Source organism: Lysobacter sp. TAB13, from assembly GCF_052113885.1.
Lineage (GTDB): Bacteria > Pseudomonadota > Gammaproteobacteria > Xanthomonadales > Xanthomonadaceae > Lysobacter > Lysobacter gummosus.
The window spans coordinates 145,709-167,636 of sequence record NZ_JBFRDR010000007.1; the positions used below are offsets into that span (position 1 = coordinate 145,709).

Here is a 21,928-nt window from a genome sequence, read left to right on the forward strand (position 1 = left end):
CAGGATGACGGCATTTAGAACGATCCAAAAGCACGCGACCACGCCCTGCCATGCGTCCCGACCGTCCATTGTTTGCGAGGTGTCATTGATGAACGACGCGCCCGCCCCCCGAGGCCGGGTCACCCTGGCCGATATCGCCCGGGCCTGCGGCCTGTCGCGCGCGACGGTTTCGCTGGTGCTGCGCGGCAGCCCGCTGGTCCATGCCGACACCCGCGCCCGGGTCGAAGCCGAGCTCAAGCGCCAAGGCTACGTCTATCACCGAGGCGCCGCCAATCTGCGCCGCAAGGTGTCCACCGGCGTGGCCCTGGTGATCAACGACCTGTCCAACCCGTTCTTCGCCGAATTCGCAGCCGGCGTGGACGAATGGCTGGCCACGGCCGGCTTCGTCACCTTGCTGGGCAGCACCAACGAGTCGGTCGAACGCCAACAGGCGGTGCTGACCTCGCTGATGGAGCACGACCCGGCCGGCATCATCCTGTCGCCGGCCGAAGGCAGCGACGGCGCACGGGTGCGCCAGCAGATCGGCGAACGCACGCCGGTGCTGGTGTTCAACCGCGAGCTCGACGGCACCGCGTGGGATTTCCTGGCTTTGGACAACACCCACGGCGCGCGTCTGGCGACGCGGCATCTGCTCGATCGCGGCCATCGCCGCATCGCCTTCTTCGGCGGCCATCGCGATTCGTCCTCGTGCCGGCAACGCCGCCAGGGCTATCGCGAAGCGCTGGCCGAAGCCGGTGTGGAGCCCGAGCCGCAGTGGCTGGTCGAATGCGCGCCCACTCGCCTTGAAGCGGCGCAGCAGACCGGCGCGTTGTTCGTGCGCGATCCGGCGCCGACCGCGGCGGTTTGCTACAACGACGCGGTCGCGCTCGGCCTGATGGCCGGCTTGGTGGCGCGCGGACGCCGCGCCGGCGGCGATTTCGCCGTGGTCGGGTTCGACGACATTCCCGAAGCCTCGGTCGCCTCGCCCACGCTCACCACGATCGCGGTCGATCCGCGCGCGCGCGGACGCCAGGCCGCCGAGTTGATCCTCAAGCGTCTGCGCGAACCCGAGCTGCCGCACGCCCACACCGTTGCCCCCGTCCGGCTGCAGGCACGCAGCAGCAGCGAGGTGCTTGTTCCGCCGCCCGGAGAGTCCGCATGAGTCGTCGCGACATGTCCTACACCGCCGCGCTCGCGGTGGTGACCATCATCTTCTTCACCTGGGGCGGACTGACCAGCCTCAACGACGTGCTGATCCCGCATCTCAAAGCCGTGTTCCAGATGAACTACGCGCAGTCGATGCTGATTCAGTCGACCTTCTTCGGCGCCTACTTCCTGATGTCGCTGCCGGCCAGCAAGGTGGTGGCGAAGTTCGGCTACAAGAACAGCATCGTGATCGGCCTGATCGTCGCCGCCATCGGCGCGGCGATGTTCTTTCCGGCCGCGCGCATTCCCTCGTATCCGCTGTTCCTGGGCGCGCTGTTCGTGCTCGCCAGCGGCATCACCTTGCTGCAGGTCTCGGCCAATCCCTACATCAGCCTGCTCGGCGATCCGGCCGGCGCGCCCAGCCGCCTGAACTTGGCGCAGGCGCTGAATTCGCTGGGCACCACGGTGTTTCCGTACGTGATCGGACCGCTGATCCTGTCCGGCACCGTGCTCACGCTGGACGAACTGGCGGCCAAGCCGGTGGCCGAGCAGATCGCCTACCGCGCGCACGAAGCCGCGTCGGTGCAGATGCCGTACATGATCATCGCCGGCTGCCTGCTGCTGCTCGCGGTGTTCGTCTACACCATGCGCATCCCGTCGCTGGTCGAAGCCACCGAGAGCGCCGATCCGGTGCACCACAGCTTCACCGAAGTGCTGAGCCAGAAGCATCTGTTCTTCGGCGTGATCGCGATCTTCGTCTACGTCGGCGCCGAGGTTTCGATCGGCAGCTTCCTGATCAACTACATCTCCGCGCCCGAAATCGCCAACCTCGATCACGCCATCGCCAGCAAGTACCTGGCGTATTACTGGGGCGGCGCGATGGTCGGCCGCTTCATCGGCGCGGCGCTGTTGCGCGTCGCCGATGCACGCAAGCTGCTGGCATTGTTCGCGGTCGCGGTGATCGCGCTGCTGGCGGTGACCATGTCCACCAAGGGCTCGGTCGCGATGTACGCGGTGCTGTCGATCGGCCTGTTCAACTCGATCATGTTCCCGACCATCTTCACCATCGCCATCGAACGCCTGGGCCCGATGACCAGCAAGGCCTCCAGCCTGCTGATCATGGGCATCGTCGGCGGCGCGGTGATTCCGCTGGCGCAGGGCGCGCTGTCGGACGTCATCGGCGTGCAGCACTCGTTCGTGATTCCGCTGGTGTGTTACGTCTTCATCGTCTGGTACGGCCTGAGCGGTTCGCGCATCCGCGCAGGACAAGGCCAGCACACCAGCACGCAAGCTTCAGGAGTGATGCATTGATGTCCGCTGCACCGCCGGCCGCTGCCGCCGCCGCCCACGCCGCCATCGTCTGCTTCGGCGAGGCGTTGATCGATTTTCTCGCACGCCCGGCCACTGCCGCAGGCGAGCCGCGCCATTTCGTCGAATACGCCGGCGGCGCGCCGGCCAATGTCGCCGTCGCCGCCGCGCGCCTGGGCGGCAACGCACGCTTCCTGGGCATGCTGGGCCAGGACATGTTTGGCGATTTCCTCGCCGAGCAGTTCGACCGCTACGGCGTGGACACGCGCCACATCCTGCGCACGGATGAAGCCAAGACCGCGCTGGCCTTCGTTTCGCTCGACGGCGATGGCGAGCGCAGTTTCAGCTTCTATCGCCCGCCCGCCGCCGACCTGCTGTTCCGCGATTCGGACTTCCGCGCCGACAGCTTCAACGGCGCCGGCGTGTTCCACGTGTGCTCCAACAGCCTGACCGAAGAAGCCATCGCCGCGACCACGCTGGCGGGCATGCGCCGCGCGCGCATGGCCGGCGCGCTGGTGAGCATGGACATGAATCTGCGGCCGTCGCTGTGGCCAACCGACGTGGATCCCGCGCCACGATTGCTGGCGGCATTGCTGGAAGCCGACCTGATCAAGCTGTGCGGCAGCGAGTTCGAATTCCTCGCCCGCCACCTGGGCGGCGAAGAAGCCGCGTTGCAGCGGCTGTGGCACGGCTACGCGACCTGCGTGCTGATCACCGACGGCGCCACCCCGATCCGCTGGTTCACCCGCACCCGCCGCGGCGAAGCGGCGACCTTCCGGGTCGCGCCCAGCGACACCACCGGCGCCGGCGACGCGTTCGTCGGCGGCCTGCTGCAGCGCCTGGCCAGCCTGGGCGTGAGCGCGGCCAATTTCGCCGATTTCCTGCAGCGCGAAGACGACTTCGTCGGCGCGCTGCGCTATGCCGCCGCGGCCGGCGCGCTCGCCACGACCCGCCACGGCGCGTTCGCGGCGATGCCCAGCGCGGCCGATGTCGAACGACTGATGCAGGAACAATCATGAATCTTCCGCTGCACCCGCTGCCCGATTTCCGCGACGCCGAAGTGCTGCGCGCGCACGTCCAGGACACGATGGCGTTTTACGATCCGGTCGCGCTCGACCCGGACGGCGGCTTCTTCCATTACTTCCGCGACGACGGCACGGTGTACGAAGCCTCGCACCGCCACTTGGTCAGCAGCACGCGCTTCGTCTTCAACTACGCGATGGCGGCGATCGAGTTCGGCCGCGACGACTACCGCGAACGTGCCCGCCACGGCCTGCGTTATCTGCGCGAAAAACATCGCAACGCGCAGACCGGCGGCTACGCCTGGACGATCCGCGACGGCGCGCCGGAAGACCGCATGAACCACTGCTACGGCGGCGCGTTCGTGCTGCTGGCTTATTCGACCGCGCTCAAGGCCGGCATCGATGAAGCCGCCGCGTGGATGGACGAAACCTGGGAGCTGCTGGAATCGCGCTTCTGGGAAGCGCAGCACGGCCTGTACCGCGACGAAGCCGACGCCGACTGGAACTTCACCGATTACCGCGGCCAGAACGCCAACATGCACATGTGCGAGGCGATGCTGGCGGCGTTCGAAGCCTCCGGCCAGGCGCGCTATCTCGACCGCGCGCTGACCCTGGCGCAGAACATGACCCAGCGTCAGGCGGCGAAGGCCGACGGCCTGGTGTGGGAACACTACGATCGCGACTGGAACATCGACTGGGACTATCACCGCGACGACCCCAAACACCTGTTCCGCCCCTGGGGTTTCCAGCCCGGCCATCAGACCGAATGGGCCAAGCTGCTGTTGATCCTCGATCGCCACCTGAGCGCGCGCGGCGACGCGCCGGCGTGGCTGGTGCCGACGGCGCGGCATTTGTTCGACGTCGCCATCGCGCGCTCGTGGGACGACGAATTCGGCGGACTGGTCTACGGCTTCGCGCCGGACGGCTCGGTCTGCGACGACGACAAATACTTCTGGGTCCAGGCCGAATCGCTGGCGACCGCGGCGCTGCTGGGCGCGCGCACCGGCGACAACCTGTACTGGCAGTGGTACGACAAGCTGTGGGCGTATGCGTGGCAGCACATGGTCGATCATCGTTACGGCGCCTGGTATCGCATCCTCGATCGCCACAACCGCAAGTACGACGACGAAAAGAGCCCGGCCGGCAAGACCGATTACCACACCATGGGCGCGTGCTTTGAGGTGATGCGCCTGTTGCGGGCGGGCTGATTCGCCTGCGCTGCCGTTGCCGACGTTCCCGGCCGGCGGCGCAATGGCGCATTCATCCGCCGCCGGTCGCGGCATGACGCCCGTCATGCCGAGCCGCTGACGCCCGTACGCGGCGCGCTAACGTAGCCGGGCCTATCCTGCCCGCTCCTTTCATCGGAGCGTGGGCATGGACATTCAGCAGATCGCCGATCGTTACGTCGCCTTGTGTCGCGAAGGCAAGCACGAGCAGATCACCCGCGAGCTTTACGCGGAAGACGCTTCCAGCGTCGAGATCCCCGGCCGCCAAGACGGCCCCCTGGGCAATGTCAAAGGCCGCGAGGCGATCCTGGCCAAAGGCCGCGTATTCCAGGACGACGTGATTGAAGTGCACGACAGCTGGTGCAGCGATCCGGTCGTCGGCGGCAACTGGTTCAGCCTGGCGATGAGCATCGACGCGACCTACAAGAGCATGGGCCGCATGCCGATGGCCGAAGTCGCGGTGTATCAGGTGCGCGACGGCAAGATCGTGCACGAGCAGTTCTTCTACGGCTGAGGCGGTCAATGCGGAGCCGGACTGCGGGATCGCTTCGGCGGTCCCGCGCCTGCATCGATCAATGCATTGAAGTCACGCCGGCCCAGATCAGGCCCATCAACAGCGCGCTGACCGGCGCGACCAACAACGCGAGCACCGGCAACAGCGCCACGGCGATGACCAGGGCGAGTACGTTCGAGGCCATCGGCCGGCCGGCGCGCAGGCGTTGTTTGATCGCCTTGCCCTGCAGCAATGCCGCCAGCGCCGTCATCAGCAACGGTTGCGCCAGCCACGCCCCCAGCCATAACGGCGTCGGCGCGATATGCAAGATGCGCGAGCCGATCAATAACGCGGTCAGCATCGCTGTCGTCAGCGCAGGGCCGATCAACAAGGCCACCGCCCACGCGGTGCCGCGCTGCTTCTGTGCGGCGTAGTTCAAGGCGATCACGACGGTGCCGGCGAAGACGCTGCCCACGACGCTGGCCAAAGCGATCGCTGGCAGGCCGAACATGCCGCGCTCTTCGTCGGCGGCATCGGGCCGCCGGATATTCGCGGCGGGCGGGCGATACGGATCGATGTCGCTCACTGCATAGCCTCCCGATACGGACGCGACATTATCCGACGACGTGATCGGCGCAGCCATTCGCCTCGACCGGCGGATGCATGAAAAGCGTTCGGCTCATGCCGAGGATTCGACCAAGCCGATCACGGTGAACGTCAGCATCAGGATCAACGGAAACATGATCGCGAACAGCACGAACGCCAGCGCGACCATCACCGCGTGCCACAGCGGCCGCGCCGGCACGCCCGCGGCCGCCTGCGCGCGGATCGCGCCGCCTTGCGCCCAATCGGCGAACAGGTATGCCGCCGCCGGCAGCAACACCAGATAGCTCAGCACCACGGTGATCCGCTGCGCGCCCTGCGCGTTGAACACGTAGCCGAGCGCGCTGATCGCGGCGAACGCCAGCACCGGCACGATCACCAGCCGTAACACCCAGGCCGTGCCGCGCCGGCCCAGCGCCACGTAGTTCATCGACATCAGCCAGACGCCGGCCAATACACTGCCGATCACGCTGGCCACGGCGATGGCGATCAGGCCGAACAAGGGACGGTTGTGCGCAGTCGCGCCGTCTTTGCCGTCCGGCGTCCGATAGGGATTGGGTGCATCCATTCGCCATCTCCGTTAGCCATCGAACGCGAGGGTTGCGTATGCGCGTGGCCGCAGCGTGATTGGTGCACTGGAAGTACGCCGCCGCCTGCCTTCACCGAGCATACCCGTCTCGGCAAAACGAAACCGGCCGATGCAGAACCTGCTCCGACTGCGCGCCTTCGACACAGCGGATCGATCGCGCAGTCCGCGAGCGACCCGACTCAGCTCATTTCGAGACCGAATCCGTAGATAGCGATGGCAACCAAGACCAGCAGCACCGCCAACAGCGCCAGCGCGGCCAGCGCACCGACACCGGCGGCGAGCCAGTTGGAACGCATCGGCAATCCGGCCGAGACCCGCGCGGCGATCGCATCGCCCTGGGTGTGCTTCATCCAGTAGCTGACCGCGAGCATCTGCGGAATCAGATAGACGATGCCCGGCACCTGCTCGGGCAGCAGCATCGACAGCAGCACCACGACGACCATGCCCGCCAACCCGGACCAGCGCACCTTGCGCGCCAGATCGAACTGACCCAGCGCGGCGTGATTCATCGCCAGCACCCAGCCGCCGGCGAGGGCCGACCCCAGGAAGGTCGCTACGTAGATTCCGCTGGTGCGGAACAAGGGACGGCTGGTATCGGCTCCCACGTCCACTACGGCGGCGGCGGGGGCTTCGTAGGGGTTGTTTGAGTCCATTCGTGTCTTCTCCAGAAGAATCTCGCGCCGATGCGCGAGGCAGATAGTCGCGCGCAGATTAACGCGTCGGCCCGGCGGGCGTCTTCGGGCATGGAGCCGCCCGCTCCCGTAACGTCAAGCCAGTTGATGAGCGCGGGAAAAAACCAGCTCATTGAGCGCAAACCGAAGCACGGCATACTCCAGCGCCAACAGCAGCCATGCCGCCAACACCATCGCCGCGGCGTGCCAGCCCGGGCGCGCCGGATATCCGGCCGAGGCACGCGCCTTCATCTCGCGCCCCTGCACCGTCGCCGCCCAGGCCAGCGCGATCAGCGGCTGCGCGATCAATGCACCGGTTATTGCCAATGCAATGTCCTGCTCGAAATCCGACATGTTCAGCACCAGCAGCATGGTCAGGATCACGTAGCTGCCGGGCACGATCGCCAACACGGTCGCGACACCGGTCAACCACGCCGCGCGGCGCCGCCCCAAGGCTGCGTAGTTGCACGCGATCATCAGCCCGCTGGCCATCAGCCCCGCGAACAGGCCGGCGGTGCCGATGGCGATCAGGCCGAACAGCGGCCGGCCGGCTCCGGACAGCCGATCGGCGACGGGGGCTCGATAAGGATTGGCTGCATCCATTCGCGTTTCTCCTGAAGAATCGTCGGCCGCCGGGGCCGGTCGAGCGCCAGGCGTTGCGCACGCAGATTAGCGCGGCGGCGACCGGTCCGCATCCGCCGCCCGCTCCGGAACACGCCGCCCCCAAAACGAAACAGGCCCCGTTTCCGGGGCCTGTTTCTTGTTGCTTATCGCCTGCGCGGGATCAATCGATATCGAGGAAGCTGCGCAGCTGTTCCGAGCGGCTCGGATGACGCAGCTTGCGCAGCGCCTTGGCTTCGATCTGACGGATACGCTCGCGGGTCACGTCGAACTGCTTACCGACTTCCTCAAGGGTGTGGTCGGTATTCATGTCGATGCCGAAACGCATGCGCAACACCTTGGCCTCGCGCGGGGTCAGGCCGGCGAGCACGTCGCGGACCGTTTCCGACAGGTTGATGTTGGTGGTGGCTTCGACCGGGGACTCCACGTTGGTGTCCTCGATGAAGTCGCCCAGGTGCGAGTCTTCGTCGTCGCCGATCGGAGTTTCCATCGAGATGGGCTCCTTGGCGATCTTCATGACCTTGCGGATCTTGTCCTCGGGCATGTCCATTTCTTTCGCAAGCTCTTCCGGCGTGGCCTCGCGACCGTACTGCTGGAGCATCTGACGCGAGATGCGGTTGAGCTTGTTGATCGTCTCGATCATGTGCACCGGGATACGGATGGTGCGGGCCTGATCGGCGATCGAACGGGTGATGGCCTGACGGATCCACCAGGTGGCGTAGGTGGAGAACTTGAAGCCGCGACGGAATTCGAACTTGTCCACCGCCTTCATCAGGCCGATGTTGCCTTCCTGGATGAGGTCGAGGAACTGCAGGCCGCGGTTGGTGTACTTCTTCGCGATCGAGATCACCAGGCGCAGGTTGGCCTCGACCATTTCCTTCTTGGCCTTGCGCGCCTTGGCTTCGCCGTAGGCCATCGCGCGGCTGATTTCCTTGATGTCGTTCAAGGTCAGCAGCGAGGCTTGTTCGATTTCGATCGTCGCCTGCTGTTCGGCGATGATCTGATCCTTGACGTCGCGCAGGCCCGAGGACCACTTCTGCTTGCGCTTGAGGAGTTCGTCCACCCATTCCAGATTGGTCTGGTTGCCTTCCCAGGCGCGGATGAAGTCCTTGCGCGGCATCTTGGCGACGCGGGTCGCCAGATCCAGGATCTTGCGCTCGTGATCCTTGATCGAGCCGACCACTTCACGCAGGTTGCGCACCAGGCTGTCGGTCAGGGCGAGCGGCAGCTTCAGGGTGACGAACACCGCGGCGATTTCTTCGCGCAGCTTGGTAACGGTCTTGTGCCCGGCACCGTTTTTGGCGCCGGCCTTGAGGAACTTGCCGTGCAGGTCGGCGATGGTTTCCATGCGCGAAGCCACTTCGACCGGGTCCGGGCCCGAGGTGGTTTCTTCCGCATCGGCGTCGTCGCCGGCGGCTTCGACTTCTTCGTCGTCGTCCGCGTCGGCATCGACGTCGGCCACCACCACCGGCGGCGCCGGCGGTTCGGGTTCTTCGTCCAGGTGATCGTTGAAGCCGACCACGATCTCGGCCAGGCGCTTCTTGCCGGCCTTGTGGGTTTCGTAGTCTTCCAGGATCAGCTGGATGGTGGACGGGAACAGCGCGAGCGAAGCCTGGACCTGGTTGAGGCCTTCTTCGATGCGCTTGGCGATGGCGATTTCGCCTTCGCGGGTCAGCAGCTCCACCGTGCCCATTTCGCGCATGTACATGCGCACCGGGTCGGTGGTTCGGCCGCCTTCGCCGTCGAGTGCGGTCAACGCCGCCGCCGCTTCTTCAGCGGCGGTGTCATCGACTTCGCGGTTACCGGTATTGCCGTCGGCGAGCAGCAGCGTTTCGGCATCGGGGGCAACTTCGTGCACCTCGATGCCCATGCCGTTGATCATGCCGATGATGTCTTCGATCTGCTCCGCATCGACGAGATCGTCGGGCAGGTGATCGTTGACCTCGGCATAGGTCAAATAGCCCTGCTCCAGGCCCTTGCTGATCAGGAGCTTGATGTCGGACGGAGGGGGCTGACGTTCGTTGGCCATGGGCTGCGCCACCGCGCTATTGAGGGTAGGGAACGCTCCAGTATAGCAGGTCCGGGCGGCCCGGCCGGGACTACGCGGCGGGGCAGCGGTCGGATCAGGACCGGAGGAGAAAGGTGACCGGGCCGTCGTTGACCAAGCTGACGACCATATGGGCGCCGAACCGGCCGGTTTCCACCCCCGCGGGGTGACGTTGCCGGCAGGTTTCGACTAAACGGTTGAATATCGGTTCAGCCAGCCCCGGGGCGGCGGCCGTACTGAAGCCCGGACGCATCCCGCTGCTGGTGTCGGCGGCCAGGGTGAACTGGCTGACCAACAACAGCCCCCCGCCGGTATCGGCCAGGGCCCGGTTCATGCGTCCGGCCTCATCGGCAAATACACGGTATCCGAGCAGCCGTTCGGCCATGCGCGTGATCTGGGGTTCGCCGTCGCCCGGTTCAACCCCGACCAGGGCCAGCAGACCCGGGCCGATCGCGCCGACGGTTTCGCCCTCGACCACCACGCTAGCCTGGGTCACGCGCTGGATGAGGCTGAGCATGCGGCGGCGATCGCGATGTGTCGGGGAACCTCATTGTAAAGCCTGCATCGCGCCGGCTTCTGCGGTCTACCGTCGGCGAACCGGCACAAGCGGCGGCGCGGGCGCGCAAACCGCAGCGGCTACACTCGCGCCATGACCCGATTCGCCGCCCGCCTGCTGTACTTTTTCGCCGGACTCATCGGCCGCCTGCCCTGGTCCTGGCAGATGCGCCTGGGGGACGCCGTCGCCGCCCTGTGGCAGCGCCGCGACGCGCGCGAAAGCCGGGTGGTCCGGGTCAATCTGGCGCTGGCCTATCCCGAGCTGCTGGCGGCCGAACGCGAGCAGTGGCAGCGCGCGATCATGCGCACCACCGCCCGCCAGGCGGTCGAGACCCTGCGCCTGTGGACCCGGCCGCATGCGGAAAATCTGCGCCTGCTGCGCGAGCAACACGGGACCGAGCTGTTCGACGCGGCCCTGGCCTCGGGCAAGGGCCTGATCGTGGCCGCGCCGCACTACGGCAACTGGGAGCTGCTGAACCAGTGGCTGGCCTGGCGCACGCCGCTGGCGATCCTGTACCGGCCGCCGGAGTCGGCGGTCGGCGAGGCCTTCCTGAATCTGGTTCGCGCCGACACCGATGCACAACGCGTGACCCAGGTACGCGCCGAAGGTGCCGCGGTGCGCCAGTTGTGGAAGCGCCTGAGCGCCGGCGGCGTGGTCGGCATCCTGCCCGACCAGCAGCCCAAGGCCGGCGACGGCGAATTCGCGCCGTTCTTCGGCGTGCCGGCGCTGACCATGACTCTGCTCGGCCGCCTCGCCGAACGCACCGGCGCGACGGTGCTGTTCGCCTACTGCGAACGCATCGACACCCACACGGACAATCCCGGCTTCGCGCTGCGCATCGAGGCCGCGCCCGAGGGCATCGCCGATACCGATCCGCGGCACGCCTGCGAGGTGCTCAATGCCGCGGTCGAGCACATCGCGCGGCGTGATCCGGCGCAATACCAGTGGACCTACAAACGCTATACGCTGCGTCCTTCCGGCAACGGCGAAGACAATCCTTATCGGAGCGGATAGGGCGCCCGCCGGCTTCGACAAGGATGCACATGCGATCGCACCGGCTCACTTCCGCACGACAGATCCGCCCCTTTCTGTTCGCCGCCGGCCTGTCCGCGGCCCTGCTCGGCCTGCCCTCGCCGCCGGCCGGCGCCGGCGAACCGGTCGGCGCCACCGCCTCGGCCGAAGAACAGGCCGCGGTCAACGCGGTCGCCGGAATCTGGACCCGCTACACCGGCCAGATGGAACGCCACGACCCGGCCGCGGCCGACGCGATCGCCGAATCGACCGTGCGCCACTACGCCTTCCTGCGCGATGCCGCGCTGTACGCCTCGCCCGAACAACTGCAGCGCCTGCCCGCCGCCGACCGCCTGACCGTCTACGGCCTGCGCGCGCGCCACGACGCCGACGCGCTGGCGGCCTGGGACGGCCGCCGCACCTACCGCGAATGCGTCGGCCTGAGCCTGTGCGATGCGCCGATGGCGCTGTCGCCCAGCGGCGGCACCTATCCGATGCTGAGCCATGTGGCGATCATCGACGCCGACCGCGCGCTCGGCGAAATCAAACCGCAGACCGACAAGCGCTACGCCTTCGGCCCGGAGTTCGTGCGCGAGGACGGGCGCTGGAAAGTCCGCCCGGAACGCAACGCCGAGCAGTTGTCCGAACTGATGGACGTGCTGTCCAAACAGGCCGGCGGCGAGACCGGGATGATGCAGTTCCTGCTCGGCAGCTCGTTCGGCGCGCAGTACACCGCCGCGCCGCTGGACACGCTGAAACAGCCCTTGCGCGACGATGCCGCCGCGCGCGGCCGCCTGGACGGCCAATGGCCCGACTACGCCGCCATCCGCGAGACGGTGCTGGCTGCGCTTTCGCACAAGGCCGAGGACGGCGAGCCGCTGGCGCAGTTCATCTACGGCCATGCGCTGTACTCCGGCGACGCCGAACGCAAGATCGCGCCGGACAAGGAACGCGGCCTGGCGATGATGCAGCGCGCCAGCGACGCCGGCCATGTCGATGCCTCGGTGGCCCTGGCCCAGACCATGCTCGACACCGGCCCGGAGCAATCGTTTTCGAGCGTGCCGGCGGCGACGCTGCGGCGCGCGCTGCCGTACATCCGCAGCGGCGCCGACGCCGGCGACGTGTGGTCCATGACGATCTATGCGCAGCTGTTGCAGGACGGCGCGGCCGGACTGGCGCGCAACTGCACGGAGTCCGCCGACTGGCGGCGCAAGGCCGAAGACGCCGGGCTGGAGTTCGCCCGCAACGACCGGGTCTGGGTGCTGGCGACCTGCGCCGAGCCGAGCCAGCGCGATCCCAAGCAAGCCCTGGCGCTGGCCCAGCCGATGATCAAGCAGCGCGCCAAGCTCAGCAGCGGCAATCTGGACACGGTCGCCGCCGTCTACGCCGCCAACGGCGACTTCGCCCAGGCCGTGCGTTTCCAGCAACTGGCGATCAAGCGGCTGGAGCCGGACATCGACGCGCGCGACCGCGAACGCATCCAGGCGCGCCTGAACCTTTATCAGCAAAGACGCGACTACACTGACCAGGAAACCTCTTTCACGGTCGAGCGATGACACCTGTTCCGCCGCAACGCGACGACACCCACGCAGCACCCGCGCCGGCCACGGCTGACGCCAGCGCATCGCCTCGCGACGACGCCGACGAAGCCGCGGACAGCGCCGGCATCGAAGCGCAGCCGCCGCGCGCTCAGGACACACCTGAGCGCGCGCCGCACGCTGCCGCACCGGCCGCCGCGACGACATCCAACAGCGACTGGCAACGCCTGCCCGCGCGCGCGATCCCGCTGTGCACGATCGACATCAGCCTGGCGCTGGCGCTGGTGGCCGGCATCGCCGGCACCGTGTTGGGCGTGCTGGTGATCGGCAAGTTCGTCGCCCTGGCCAGCGGCCTCACCGGCGCGTTGTTCGGCGCCGGCATCGGCATGTGGATCGGCTTCCGCCGCTATCGCAACACCTTGTGGCGCCTGGACGAACACGGCTTCGCGGTGCGCCGCGGCGTGGCCTGGCGACGCGAGACGCTGGTGCCGCTGACGCGCGTGCAGCACCTGGACCTCAAGCACGGCCCGCTGCAGCGCATGCGCGGGCTGGCGACGCTGGTGGTGCACACCGCCGGCACCCGCCACAGCGCGGTGGCGATCGATCACCTCGACGCCGACGACGCCCAACGCCTGCGCGAACGCCTGGGCCGCCAGCTCGATCATGAGGACGACGAGGCCTGATGAGCGCGTCCGAGCTCGATCGCCCGTCCGCCGATCCGCAACGCCCGCCGGCCGCCGCCGCGGGCACGCACGCGAACCGGCACGCGTCCGAACCGGTCGCCGACCGCCGCCTGCATCCGATGTCGTGGCTGTTCGTGCTGATCCAGCACCTCAAGCAATACATCGTGCCCTTGCTGGTGCTGGTGTTCGTCGGCCGCGGCGACCGCAACGAGCTGTGGTCGCTGGTCGGCGTGGCGCTGCTGGTGCTGGCCGCGCTGTGGCGGTATGCGACTTATCGCTACGGCGTCGGCGCCGGCGGGCTGGTGGTGCGCAGCGGCTTGTTCACCCGCAACCTGCGGGTGATTCCGTTCGTGCGCATCCAGAACGTCGCCGTGCACCAGACCGTGCTGCACCGATTGTTCGGCGTGGCCGAGGTGCGATTGGAATCGGCCGGCAGCAAGGAACACGAAGCGCAGATGCGCGTGCTCAAGCTGGCCGACGCGATGGCGCTGGAAACGCTGGTGCGCCGGCGCGGCGACAGCCCGGCCGAAGCGGCGGAAGAACGCGTGGACACGCTGCTGCGGCTGTCGCCGCTGGAAGTGCTGCGGCTGGGACTGGTCTCCAACGGCGGCCTGGTGCTGGCCGGCGCCGGCCTGGCCGCGGCGATGCAGATGCTGCCCGACGTCAACGGCCGCATTCCCGAACGCGTGCTGCGTCGCGGCGCCAACTGGCTACTCGGCCAGCTCGGCGGTTATCAACTCGACGCGCTCGGCTACGTGCTGCTGGCCGCGGGCGCGATCGCCTTCGTCGCCGCCGCGCTGAAGTTGCTGTCGGTGACCTTGGCGCTGCTGCGTTACTACGGTTTCGAACTCAGCGAACAAGGCCGCCGGCTCACCGCCGAGCGCGGCTTGCTCGGACGCTGGCGCACCACCGTGCCGCGCCGGCGCATCCAGGCCTGGATGCTGGAAGAAGGCCTGCTGCACCGGTTGGTCAAACGCCGCCGGCTGGCGGTGGACACGGTCGGCGCGGACGGGCACGAGGAAGGCCGCGCGCTCAAGGAACTGGCGCCGATCGCCACGCCCGCCGCCTGCACCGCGCTGGTCGACCACCTGCTGCCGCGCGCGGGCTGGGACGCGCTGCAATGGCAGCCGCTGCCCAAAGCGGTGTGGTGGCGGATGTTCCTGCCCGACGTGCCGTGGGCTTTGTTGGCGACGTTCGCGCTGTACTGGCAGGTCGGCGGCTGGTGCCTGCTCGCCTTGCTGTGGCTGCCGTGGGCGGCGTTCAAGGCGCAGCGGCGCGCGCGCCGGATCGGCTACGCGCTCAACGGCGAATTGATCGCGGTGCGCGAGGGCTGGTGGCATCGCTACTGGCGCTTCGCCGAACTCGACAAGCTGCAGGCCCTGCAGATCACCCGCTCGCCGATCGACCTGCGCTGCGACACCGCGACCTTGTGGCTGGACACCGCCGGCGCCACCGCGATGGGCCCGGCGTTGCGCATCCGGTTCCTGCCGGACGACGAAGCGCGGCGGATCTACGAGCGATTGTCGGCGTCGCTGGCGAAGCGGCCGCTGCGCTGGTGACGGCGCTCTCGCGCCGCGCTCAGCCGCCGCGTCCCCAATAGCCCAGCTCGCGCCGGATCTGCAGCGCGCGCAGCCACGACGATAGCGGCTTGGCGCGCAAGGCGCCGAGCTTGCCGGTCAGCAAGTCCTCGGTCGCCGCGATCACCCGCTCCGACGAACGCCCGTCGCGATACGGATGGATGGCGTCGGCGTAAGCATCGATCGCCGCCTGCAGTTCCGGACTCGGCATGAAGGCGTGTTCGAGCTGCTCGCCGAGCCGCGCCGGATCGTCGAAATCGAGCATGTGCGGCTTGGGCGCGCGATTGCGGAAGGTCACCACCGGTTTGCGCTGGACCACGAACTCGGACACCACCGAGGTGGTATCGGCCACCAGCACGTCGGCCGCGCGCTGTGCCGCGATCAGGTCTTCGGTTTCCACGAAGGTCGCATTCGGCCCGGCCAATGAGCGATAGCGATCGAACAGCTCCGGCGCGCACTTGGGATGCAGGGTCAGCAGCCAGTAGCGCTCGCCCTCGGCGACCTGGGCCTTGATCGCCTCGAACAGATGCGGCGCCGCGCTCAGCCGCTCGGTGAAGGTGGAAGCGAACAACACCACCGGCCGGCGCCCGGCCAGGCGGCGCCAGCGCGCCGAGCCGCCGTCGTCGTCGCGGAACAAGGGATCGAGCTTGGGCCAGCCGGTTTCGACCACGGCGAAATGCCCGGCCTGCGCGGCCAGGGCGCGGAACGGCGCGGTGGTGGCCGGGCCTTGCGTGCAATACAGATCGAACAGGCCGCGCACGCGGAAGTGGCCGCGCGCGTCCTCGCGTTTTTCGACGTTGAAGCCATGGAATAACTGCACCTTGGCCCCGGCCACGAACGGCGGCACCCAATTGGCGGCGCTGAACACCGCGCGCGGCTTCAGCGCCACCGCGGCGCGCAGGCCGGCCTTACCCGGTTCGAGCATGCGCACCGGCGCGGCCAGCTGCGAGGCCGCGGCGCCGTCGGCGAACCAGGCATGGGCGACGTGTCCGGCCGCGTGCAGCGCCTGCGCCAGCGGCTGCAGGATCGGCAGCGCGTAGCGTTCGGTCGCGAAAAGCAGGTAGTCGGACATGGGCGGGCCGGGTTGGGGAAGCGCGGGGATTATCGGGTACAAGGGCGTAGGAATGAGTGGAGAGGAGTGAGGAGTGAGTAAAGGCCGGGCGGCGCCGTGCTTTGGTTTTACTCACTCCTCACTCCTCTCAACTCATTCCTGCCCCCAGCCCACTCACTGCTCCCCCAAGCCGGGCGCTATTCTTGCCAGGCCCTGCCCCCGCCCCGCCGGATCGCCGCCATCGACACGCCCCGCCCCGCCATGGACGCCAACGAGCCCGCGCGCGCGCGCGTGTCGGCCTGCATCATCGCCTTCAACGAGGCCGACCGGATCGGCGATTGCCTGAGCTCGCTGGCGTTCTGCGACGAGATCGTGGTGGTGGATTCCAATTCCTCCGACGCCACCGTCGCCATCGCCCACGCCGCCGGCGCGCACGTGCTGCAGCGGCGCTTCGACGGCTTTCGCAGCCAGAAGCAGTACGCGATCGAACAGGCCGCGCACGACTGGGTGCTGTGCCTGGACGCCGACGAACGAGTCAGCGATGCGCTGCGCGCCTCGATCCTGGCCGCGCGCGATCGTGGCTTCGCCGATGCGGCCGGCTATCGTTTCGCGCGATTATCGGACTACTTCGGCCGCTTTCTGCGCCATGGCAACGCCTATCCCGATCGCGTGCTGCGCCTGTTCGACCGCCGCCGCGGCGGCTGGCGCGGCAAGCGCGAAGTGCACGAGGCCGCCAGCGTCGACGGCGCGGTCGTCACCCTGGGCGGCGATCTGATCCACTACCCGTATCGCTCCCTGGAACAGCAACTGGCCAAGACCGAACGCTACGCGCGCATGATGGCCGAGCACGATCACGCGCGCGGCAAGCGCGCGACGCTGGCGAAGCTGGTGCTGGCGCCGGCCTGGCGGTTCTGGCGCGGCTACGTGCTGCGCGGCGGCTTTCTCGACGGCTGGCACGGCCTGGTCTATGCCTATGTGCGCGCCAACTACGTGCGGCAGAAGACCATCATGCTGTGGATGCTGCAGCACGGTCAGCCGGTGACCACGCCCAAGCGCGAAGACGACACCACGGGATAAGCGCGGCGCTCAGGTTCGCCCGGCCGCGTTCTCGCGCGATTCGCGCAAGGCGAATCCGTACATCACGCCCACCATCACCGCGTAGAACGAAGCGATGAGTTGGTGGGCGAACATCGACTGGGTCAGGCCGCAGGCGATGTAGACCAGCACCAGCACCAGCCCCGCCAGCGCGGTGCTGCGCGAACGTCCCACCGCCTGCATGCGCAGGCGCCGGGCGAACAGCGACAGCGGGATCAGATAGATGCCGAAGATCGCGATCAGGCCCGGCAGGCCCATGGTCGCGGCCCATTCGAAGGTGTCGCTGTGGGCATGGCCGAGTTTGCAGAAACCGATCCGCGGCGCCGGCGGCGCGCATTGCGGCGTGGCCAGCACCACTTTCTCGAAACTGCCGATGCCCACGCCGGTCAGCGGATGCTCGACGAAGGTATCGCGCGCCAGCTCCAGCAAGGTCATGCGCGCGCCGAGCGAGGATTCGTGGTCGTTGCCGCGCTTGACCCGGTCCACGTCCGAGACCAGTTCCTGCATGCGCATCTGCTGCGCCAGCGGCCCGCCGACCCACCAGCTGATCGTCAGTCCCAGCGCCAGCACCGCCAGCACCGTCCACGACAGCTTGCGCGCCCGCCCGCCGCTGACGATCAGGCCCACCACCAGCACGATCGCCAACCCCGGCCACACGCCGCGGCTGCCGCTGAGCGCCACCGCGCCGACGCCGAGCGCGCAGGCCAGCGTGGTCCACAGCAGTTCGCCGGACGGTCGGGTGAACACCGCCACCACGATCAACGCGATCAAGGCGTCGGCGAACACGATCGCGTTGGCGGTCCAGCCCAGCGCGCGATCCACGCCCGTACCGACCTGGAACAACGCCACGCCGAACGCCCCGGCCAGGCCGACCAGCGCGCCGGCCCACAGCCAGCGCCGCGACGGCCGGTAGGCATAGATCATCAGCGCGAAGAACGGCAGCGTGAGCAGGCGCAGGCGGTTGTCGGCCTCGCGCCAGCGCACGTCGAAATGCAGTTTCGAATACAGCACCACCACCGCGGCGACCGCGGCCATCGCGATCAGCCAGCGCAGCTCGCGCCCGACTTCGCGCCAGCCCTGCACGATCAGCCCCGGTGACAACGCGAACGCCACGATCGCCAGGGCCGCGAACGGCCCCAGCCCCCACGGCGTGGAGATCAGCAGCGCCGGCAGGCAGAACAGGCCGATCTCCAGCGTGCGCCGCGACCAGCGCTGGCGCCGCGAGGGTTCGCCGAACGCGACCGCGGCGCCCTGGACACGACCGGGCGCGGGCACCGCTGCTTGGGATTCGGTCACCGATCAGTCCGCGCCATCGTACTGATGGTCATCGTCGTTCGGCGCGAGCGCCGGCGCGGCCGGACAGGTCTGTCGTGCTTCATACGGCACCAGCCACCAGATCCGGCGATTGGACACGCCGATCATCTCCGCGCGCAGGCGGTCCACGCACGCCGGCAGAGCGGGCTCTTGCACGAACAGCCAGCGCCGCTGCGGCGCCTGCTTCTGCCAGGCCAGGCCGAGTTCGAGCTGCCTGGCCCAACCCATGCGGAAACCGAAGTTGGTGGTCTTGGACTGGCTCATGAGCAGGTTCTGCTCTTTCCACGCGACCAGACCGAGCTCGGCGTCAGGCCCGATGCGCTGCGCGGTCAGCGTCATCACTCCGCGCGCGGATGACGAGTCGTTGAGCACCGGCGTGATCAGCAGGCCGTACAACACCCACAGCCCGCACAGCGTGGAAGCCAGTACGTGGATCGGGCGGCGCCGGCCGAACCACAGCAGGCTGGCCGCACCCCAGGCGCCGATCGCGATCAGCGCCGCTTCCAGCGCGCGGCCGCCGTCGGTGAAGCCGCGCCCGTCGAGCAGGCGGCCTTCGAACTTGGGATTGCCGAACCACATCGACAGGCCGGCGCCGAGCATCGCCACCGTCAGCATCACCGCGAAGCCCAGCGCGATGCGGCGCGGCCAGGCCCGGCGCAGGATGCCCGGCAGGAGCGGTGCGAACATCAGGCAGGCCATCGGCAGCGCCGGCAGGATGTAGACGTCGCGCTTACCGTGCGGAATCGAGAAGAACACGATCACCAGCACCCACCAGCTCAGCGGCAGCAGGTAGCGCGCGTCCAGCCGGCCCAGGCGCCGGCCCCAGGCGCACAGCGCCCACGGCAGCGCCAGCATCAGCGGCAGCCACATCGAGAACATCACCCCGATGTGGTACCAGACCGGCTGCGGATGATCCCAGGACTTGGCGTAGCGCCCGGCGGTCTGGCGGAACAGGATGTCGTTGAGATACGCCTGATAGCTCGGATCGGCGCTGTGCGTGGCCACCAGCACCATCGGCGCCAGCCATAGCGAAATCGCCACCAGGAACGCCACCGGCCCCAGCCAGAAACGCGGGTTGCCGATCCCGGCGCGCACCGGCATGCGCACCCAGGCCAGCGCGCGCGCACCCAGGCCGCCTACGGCCATGCGCGCCTGCAGCGGCCGCAGCAGCGCCGCCAGCGCCACCGGCACCAGCATCAACAGCGCGATCGCGCCCACGCCCTTGGTGATCACGCCGATGCCGGCGGCGAACCAGCCCAGCGTCCACCAGCGCCACGCCGGCCCGGTCAGCAGATGCCGCAGCAGTCCGTAATTGGCGAAGGTGATCCAGAACACCACCGACGGATCGATCTGCGCCTTCTTCGACTGATAGACGAAGTGCAGAGTCAGCAGCAGCGCCCAGCCGGCGTAGTAACCGACCCGCGGCGTCCACAGGCGCCGGCCCAGATCGACCACGCACCACAGCGTGCCCAGCGCCGCGAACAGCGACGGCAGCAGGAAGGCCACGCGCCAGTTGCGGGTGAACAGATACGCCACCGCCTCGGTCCACATGAACAACGGCGGCTTGTCCGAGTACAGCTCGACCCCGCGGTGCGGGAACAGCCATTGCCCGCTCTCGACCATCTGCTTGGCGACCAGGGCGAAACGCGGCTCGTCGGCCGGCCACGGATCGCGCAACCCCAGGCCGGCCCCGAGGACCAGCCAGGCAACGATCCAAAACAGCCATGCGTGGCGGGATAGGGCGTTCTTGAACATGCGCGAAATAATACGCAGCGACCCGGGCCGGGTGGAGAGGGGAAAGCCGGCATCTGGGCGCCCGCTCACCTTTGGCTCATCTAATGCCGGCTGCGTGTCCAGCCGGACGGCACAACAAAAACACCGGCAGGCACCCGCCGGACGCGCAACAGCGCGGGCTAACCGGCCCGGCGCAGGCGCGCGTAGAAGAAACCGTCGCCGCCGTCCTCGCCGGGCAGGCGCTGGCGGCCGACTTCGCAGTCGTGGCCGTAACCCGCGTCCAGCGGCTCCACCCGCGCATCGGCGGTGCGTTGCACGAAGGCGCGCACCTGGGCGTCGTTTTCCTGGCGCAGGATCGAACACGTCGCGTACAGCAGCACGCCGCCGGGCGCGACGGTGCGCCACAGCGCATCGAGCAGCCGCGCCTGCAGCAGGCTAAGGGCGGCGATGTCGGACTCGCGTCGGTGCAACACCACATCCGGCTGCCGACGCACGATGCCGGTGGCCGAGCACGGCGCGTCGAGCAGCACCGCATCGAACGGCGTGCCGTCCCACCACGCGTCCAGGTCGGCGGCGTCGGCGGCGCGCAGTTCGATGCGCTCGCCGTCGGCGGCGTCGAAACCGGCGCGTTGCAGGGTCGCGCGCACCTTGTGCAGGCGGGCGACGTCGATGTCGAGCGCGGTCAGGCGCAGGCTGGGGTCGCGTTCGAGCAGATGCGCGCTCTTGCCGCCGGGCGCGGCGCAGGCGTCGAGCACGCGCGCGCCCGGCGCCGGCGCCAGCGCGTCGGCGACCCGTTGCGCGGATACGTCCTGCACCGACACCTCGCCGTCGGCGAAGCCCGGCAGGGCCGCCACCGGCAGCGGCGTGTCCAGGCGCAGCGCATCGGCCGGATCGGCCGGCGCGCTGGCTTCGATACCGGCCTGGGTCAAGCCGGCCAGATAGTCCTCGCGGGCGATGCGCGCGCGATTGACCCGCAGCCACATCGGCGGCGGCGTGCCGCTGTTGGCGAGGATCGCGTCGTAGTGGTCCGGCCAGTCCTTGCGCAGCATGCCGCGCAGCCAGCTGGGCCAATGCGAATGGCGCGGGTCGGTGACCGGCAAGCCGTCGCGCTGGGCGCGGCGCAGCAGCGCGTTGACCAGGGCGGCCTGATGCGGATGGCCGAGCAGGCGCGCGGCCTCGACCGTCGCATCCAGCGCGGCGTGCGCGGCCAATTGCAGCGGATCGAGCTGGGCCAGTCCGGTGTAGAGCAGCGCGCGCAGTTCGCCGTCGCGCGAACTCAGCGGCCGCGGCATCCACGCCATCAGCGCGGCCTCGTAACGCAGCGGCTGGCGCAACACGGCGAAGCAGATCGCTTCGACCAGGGCGCGGTCGCGCGGATCGGCCAGCGCCGGCAGGGCGACGGCGAGTTCGGCCTTGAGCGAACGCCCGCGATGCAGCACCGCGTTGAGCACGCGCGCGGCGATGGCGCGCGACTGCGCGCCGGGCTGGGCGCTGTCGGACAACGGCGGCGGACGCGTCGCGGCGCCGCGGCTGCGCGCGTAGGGATCGCGGGCGCCGGCGACGGAAGACGCCGGACGGGATCGCGGCGCCGAGCGCGGGCTTGCGCTCGGCGGTGGCGGGGCGCGCTCGGCGGACGCGTCGTTTTCGCCGCTGCCCGTATCAAT

20 protein-coding genes are annotated in these 21,928 nt (G+C 68.7%); 10 read left to right on the top strand and 10 right to left on the bottom strand.

What is annotated here, in order from left to right:
• The first annotated feature begins 88 nt into the window (after positions 1 to 88).
• From AB4Y92_RS10915 to AB4Y92_RS10935, 5 genes are all read left to right on the top strand, one after another.
• Entirely contained in the window at positions 89 to 1,141 is a 1,053-nt protein-coding gene (locus tag AB4Y92_RS10915; RefSeq protein ID WP_215056136.1) for a LacI family DNA-binding transcriptional regulator, read from the top strand.
• Entirely contained in the window at positions 1,138 to 2,436 is a 1,299-nt protein-coding gene (locus AB4Y92_RS10920; protein WP_441819665.1) for a sugar MFS transporter, read from the top strand. Before AB4Y92_RS10915 ends, AB4Y92_RS10920 begins: the two co-directional genes overlap by 4 nt.
• On the top strand, positions 2,436 to 3,452 hold the full coding sequence (locus tag AB4Y92_RS10925; RefSeq protein WP_441819666.1) for a carbohydrate kinase family protein: 1,017 nt from the start codon (positions 2,436 to 2,438) through the stop codon (positions 3,450 to 3,452). Before AB4Y92_RS10920 ends, AB4Y92_RS10925 begins: the two co-directional genes overlap by 1 nt.
• On the top strand, positions 3,449 to 4,663 hold the full coding sequence (locus AB4Y92_RS10930) for an AGE family epimerase/isomerase (protein ID WP_441819667.1): 1,215 nt from the start codon (positions 3,449 to 3,451) through the stop codon (positions 4,661 to 4,663). The genes AB4Y92_RS10925 and AB4Y92_RS10930 overlap by 4 nt, the downstream gene beginning before the upstream one ends.
• Before the next feature lie 166 nt (positions 4,664 to 4,829).
• Positions 4,830 to 5,195: a SnoaL-like domain-containing protein gene (locus AB4Y92_RS10935; protein ID WP_441819668.1), complete on the top strand. Its 366-nt coding sequence runs from the start codon at positions 4,830 to 4,832 to the stop codon at positions 5,193 to 5,195.
• Between the two features lie 58 nt (positions 5,196 to 5,253).
• Here AB4Y92_RS10935 and AB4Y92_RS10940 read toward each other — a convergent pair whose 3' ends face one another.
• The 6 genes from AB4Y92_RS10940 to dtd all read right to left on the bottom strand — a co-directional run bounded on the left by AB4Y92_RS10940 (position 5,254) and on the right by dtd (position 10,222).
• Positions 5,254 to 5,760, bottom strand: coding sequence for a hypothetical protein (locus tag AB4Y92_RS10940; RefSeq protein ID WP_441819669.1), 507 nt, complete (start codon positions 5,758 to 5,760; stop codon positions 5,254 to 5,256).
• 93 nt (positions 5,761 to 5,853) lie between these two features.
• Positions 5,854 to 6,345: a hypothetical protein gene (locus tag AB4Y92_RS10945; RefSeq protein WP_441819670.1), complete on the bottom strand. Its 492-nt coding sequence runs from the start codon at positions 6,343 to 6,345 to the stop codon at positions 5,854 to 5,856.
• Positions 6,346 to 6,545: 200 nt separating this feature from the next.
• Positions 6,546 to 7,019, bottom strand: coding sequence for a hypothetical protein (locus AB4Y92_RS10950; RefSeq protein WP_441819671.1), 474 nt, complete (start codon positions 7,017 to 7,019; stop codon positions 6,546 to 6,548).
• A gap of 114 nt (positions 7,020 to 7,133) precedes the next feature.
• A complete protein-coding gene (locus AB4Y92_RS10955; RefSeq protein ID WP_441819672.1) occupies positions 7,134 to 7,640 on the bottom strand; it encodes a hypothetical protein in 507 nt (168 codons plus the stop codon).
• Positions 7,641 to 7,821: 181 nt separating this feature from the next.
• The gene (rpoD, locus tag AB4Y92_RS10960; RefSeq protein WP_441819673.1) at positions 7,822 to 9,687 is read right to left on the bottom strand and encodes an RNA polymerase sigma factor RpoD; all 1,866 of its coding nucleotides are present in this window, start codon (positions 9,685 to 9,687) and stop codon (positions 7,822 to 7,824) included.
• Positions 9,688 to 9,781: 94 nt separating this feature from the next.
• Positions 9,782 to 10,222, bottom strand: coding sequence for a D-aminoacyl-tRNA deacylase (dtd, locus tag AB4Y92_RS10965; protein ID WP_441819674.1), 441 nt, complete (start codon positions 10,220 to 10,222; stop codon positions 9,782 to 9,784).
• A 132-nt stretch (positions 10,223 to 10,354) separates the two neighbouring features.
• Here dtd and AB4Y92_RS10970 point away from each other — a divergent pair, with 132 nt between their 5' ends.
• The 4 genes from AB4Y92_RS10970 (at position 10,355) to AB4Y92_RS10985 (ending at position 15,052) form a co-directional block, all read left to right on the top strand.
• Positions 10,355 to 11,275: a lauroyl acyltransferase gene (locus AB4Y92_RS10970; protein ID WP_441819675.1), complete on the top strand. Its 921-nt coding sequence runs from the start codon at positions 10,355 to 10,357 to the stop codon at positions 11,273 to 11,275.
• 29 nt (positions 11,276 to 11,304) lie between these two features.
• Positions 11,305 to 12,828: a tetratricopeptide repeat protein gene (locus AB4Y92_RS10975; RefSeq protein ID WP_441819676.1), complete on the top strand. Its 1,524-nt coding sequence runs from the start codon at positions 11,305 to 11,307 to the stop codon at positions 12,826 to 12,828.
• A complete protein-coding gene (locus tag AB4Y92_RS10980) occupies positions 12,825 to 13,493 on the top strand; it encodes a PH domain-containing protein (RefSeq protein ID WP_441819677.1) in 669 nt (222 codons plus the stop codon). The genes AB4Y92_RS10975 and AB4Y92_RS10980 overlap by 4 nt, the downstream gene beginning before the upstream one ends.
• A gap of 119 nt (positions 13,494 to 13,612) precedes the next feature.
• The gene (locus tag AB4Y92_RS10985; RefSeq protein ID WP_441819737.1) at positions 13,613 to 15,052 is read left to right on the top strand and encodes a PH domain-containing protein; all 1,440 of its coding nucleotides are present in this window, start codon (positions 13,613 to 13,615) and stop codon (positions 15,050 to 15,052) included.
• Positions 15,053 to 15,071: 19 nt separating this feature from the next.
• On the opposite strand, the gene AB4Y92_RS10990 is transcribed toward AB4Y92_RS10985, so the two are convergent.
• Positions 15,072 to 16,142: a CDP-glycerol glycerophosphotransferase family protein gene (locus tag AB4Y92_RS10990; protein WP_441819678.1), complete on the bottom strand. Its 1,071-nt coding sequence runs from the start codon at positions 16,140 to 16,142 to the stop codon at positions 15,072 to 15,074.
• 240 nt (positions 16,143 to 16,382) lie between these two features.
• On the opposite strand from AB4Y92_RS10990, the gene AB4Y92_RS10995 reads away from it, so the two are divergent.
• Complete coding sequence (locus tag AB4Y92_RS10995) at positions 16,383 to 17,198, top strand: glycosyltransferase family 2 protein (RefSeq protein ID WP_441819679.1); 816 nt, start codon at positions 16,383 to 16,385, stop codon at positions 17,196 to 17,198.
• A gap of 9 nt (positions 17,199 to 17,207) precedes the next feature.
• On the opposite strand, the gene AB4Y92_RS11000 is transcribed toward AB4Y92_RS10995, so the two are convergent.
• The 3 genes from AB4Y92_RS11000 to rsmB form a co-directional block, all read right to left on the bottom strand.
• Positions 17,208 to 18,512, bottom strand: a complete 1,305-nt coding sequence (locus AB4Y92_RS11000; protein WP_441819680.1) for an O-antigen ligase family protein — start codon at positions 18,510 to 18,512, stop codon at positions 17,208 to 17,210.
• A 3-nt stretch (positions 18,513 to 18,515) separates the two neighbouring features.
• Complete coding sequence (locus tag AB4Y92_RS11005) at positions 18,516 to 20,285, bottom strand: ArnT family glycosyltransferase (RefSeq protein WP_441819681.1); 1,770 nt, start codon at positions 20,283 to 20,285, stop codon at positions 18,516 to 18,518.
• Between the two features lie 158 nt (positions 20,286 to 20,443).
• Positions 20,444 to 21,766, bottom strand: coding sequence for a 16S rRNA (cytosine(967)-C(5))-methyltransferase RsmB (gene rsmB / locus AB4Y92_RS11010; protein ID WP_441819738.1), 1,323 nt, complete (start codon positions 21,764 to 21,766; stop codon positions 20,444 to 20,446).
• Between the last annotated feature and the right edge of the window lie 162 nt (positions 21,767 to 21,928).

What these genes read in the sequence shown, in the direction of transcription:
- AB4Y92_RS10915 (WP_215056136.1), top strand. Translation starts at nt 89, where the DNA reads ATGAACGACGCGCCCGCCCCCCGAGGCCGGGTCACCCTGGCCGATATC.
- AB4Y92_RS10920 (WP_441819665.1), top strand. Translation starts at nt 1,138, where the DNA reads ATGAGTCGTCGCGACATGTCCTACACCGCCGCGCTCGCGGTGGTGACC.
- AB4Y92_RS10925 (WP_441819666.1), top strand. Translation starts at nt 2,436, where the DNA reads ATGTCCGCTGCACCGCCGGCCGCTGCCGCCGCCGCCCACGCCGCCATC.
- AB4Y92_RS10930 (WP_441819667.1), top strand. Translation starts at nt 3,449, where the DNA reads ATGAATCTTCCGCTGCACCCGCTGCCCGATTTCCGCGACGCCGAAGTG.
- AB4Y92_RS10935 (WP_441819668.1), top strand. Translation starts at nt 4,830, where the DNA reads ATGGACATTCAGCAGATCGCCGATCGTTACGTCGCCTTGTGTCGCGAA.
- AB4Y92_RS10945 (WP_441819670.1), bottom strand. Translation starts at nt 6,345, where the DNA reads ATGGATGCACCCAATCCCTATCGGACGCCGGACGGCAAAGACGGCGCG.
- AB4Y92_RS10950 (WP_441819671.1), bottom strand. Translation starts at nt 7,019, where the DNA reads ATGGACTCAAACAACCCCTACGAAGCCCCCGCCGCCGCCGTAGTGGAC.
- AB4Y92_RS10955 (WP_441819672.1), bottom strand. Translation starts at nt 7,640, where the DNA reads ATGGATGCAGCCAATCCTTATCGAGCCCCCGTCGCCGATCGGCTGTCC.
- rpoD (WP_441819673.1), bottom strand. Translation starts at nt 9,687, where the DNA reads ATGGCCAACGAACGTCAGCCCCCTCCGTCCGACATCAAGCTCCTGATC.
- dtd (WP_441819674.1), bottom strand. Translation starts at nt 10,222, where the DNA reads ATGCTCAGCCTCATCCAGCGCGTGACCCAGGCTAGCGTGGTGGTCGAG.
- AB4Y92_RS10970 (WP_441819675.1), top strand. Translation starts at nt 10,355, where the DNA reads ATGACCCGATTCGCCGCCCGCCTGCTGTACTTTTTCGCCGGACTCATC.
- AB4Y92_RS10975 (WP_441819676.1), top strand. Translation starts at nt 11,305, where the DNA reads ATGCGATCGCACCGGCTCACTTCCGCACGACAGATCCGCCCCTTTCTG.
- AB4Y92_RS10980 (WP_441819677.1), top strand. Translation starts at nt 12,825, where the DNA reads ATGACACCTGTTCCGCCGCAACGCGACGACACCCACGCAGCACCCGCG.
- AB4Y92_RS10985 (WP_441819737.1), top strand. Translation starts at nt 13,613, where the DNA reads ATGTCGTGGCTGTTCGTGCTGATCCAGCACCTCAAGCAATACATCGTG.
- AB4Y92_RS10990 (WP_441819678.1), bottom strand. Translation starts at nt 16,142, where the DNA reads ATGTCCGACTACCTGCTTTTCGCGACCGAACGCTACGCGCTGCCGATC.
- AB4Y92_RS10995 (WP_441819679.1), top strand. Translation starts at nt 16,383, where the DNA reads ATGGACGCCAACGAGCCCGCGCGCGCGCGCGTGTCGGCCTGCATCATC.
- AB4Y92_RS11005 (WP_441819681.1), bottom strand. Translation starts at nt 20,285, where the DNA reads ATGTTCAAGAACGCCCTATCCCGCCACGCATGGCTGTTTTGGATCGTT.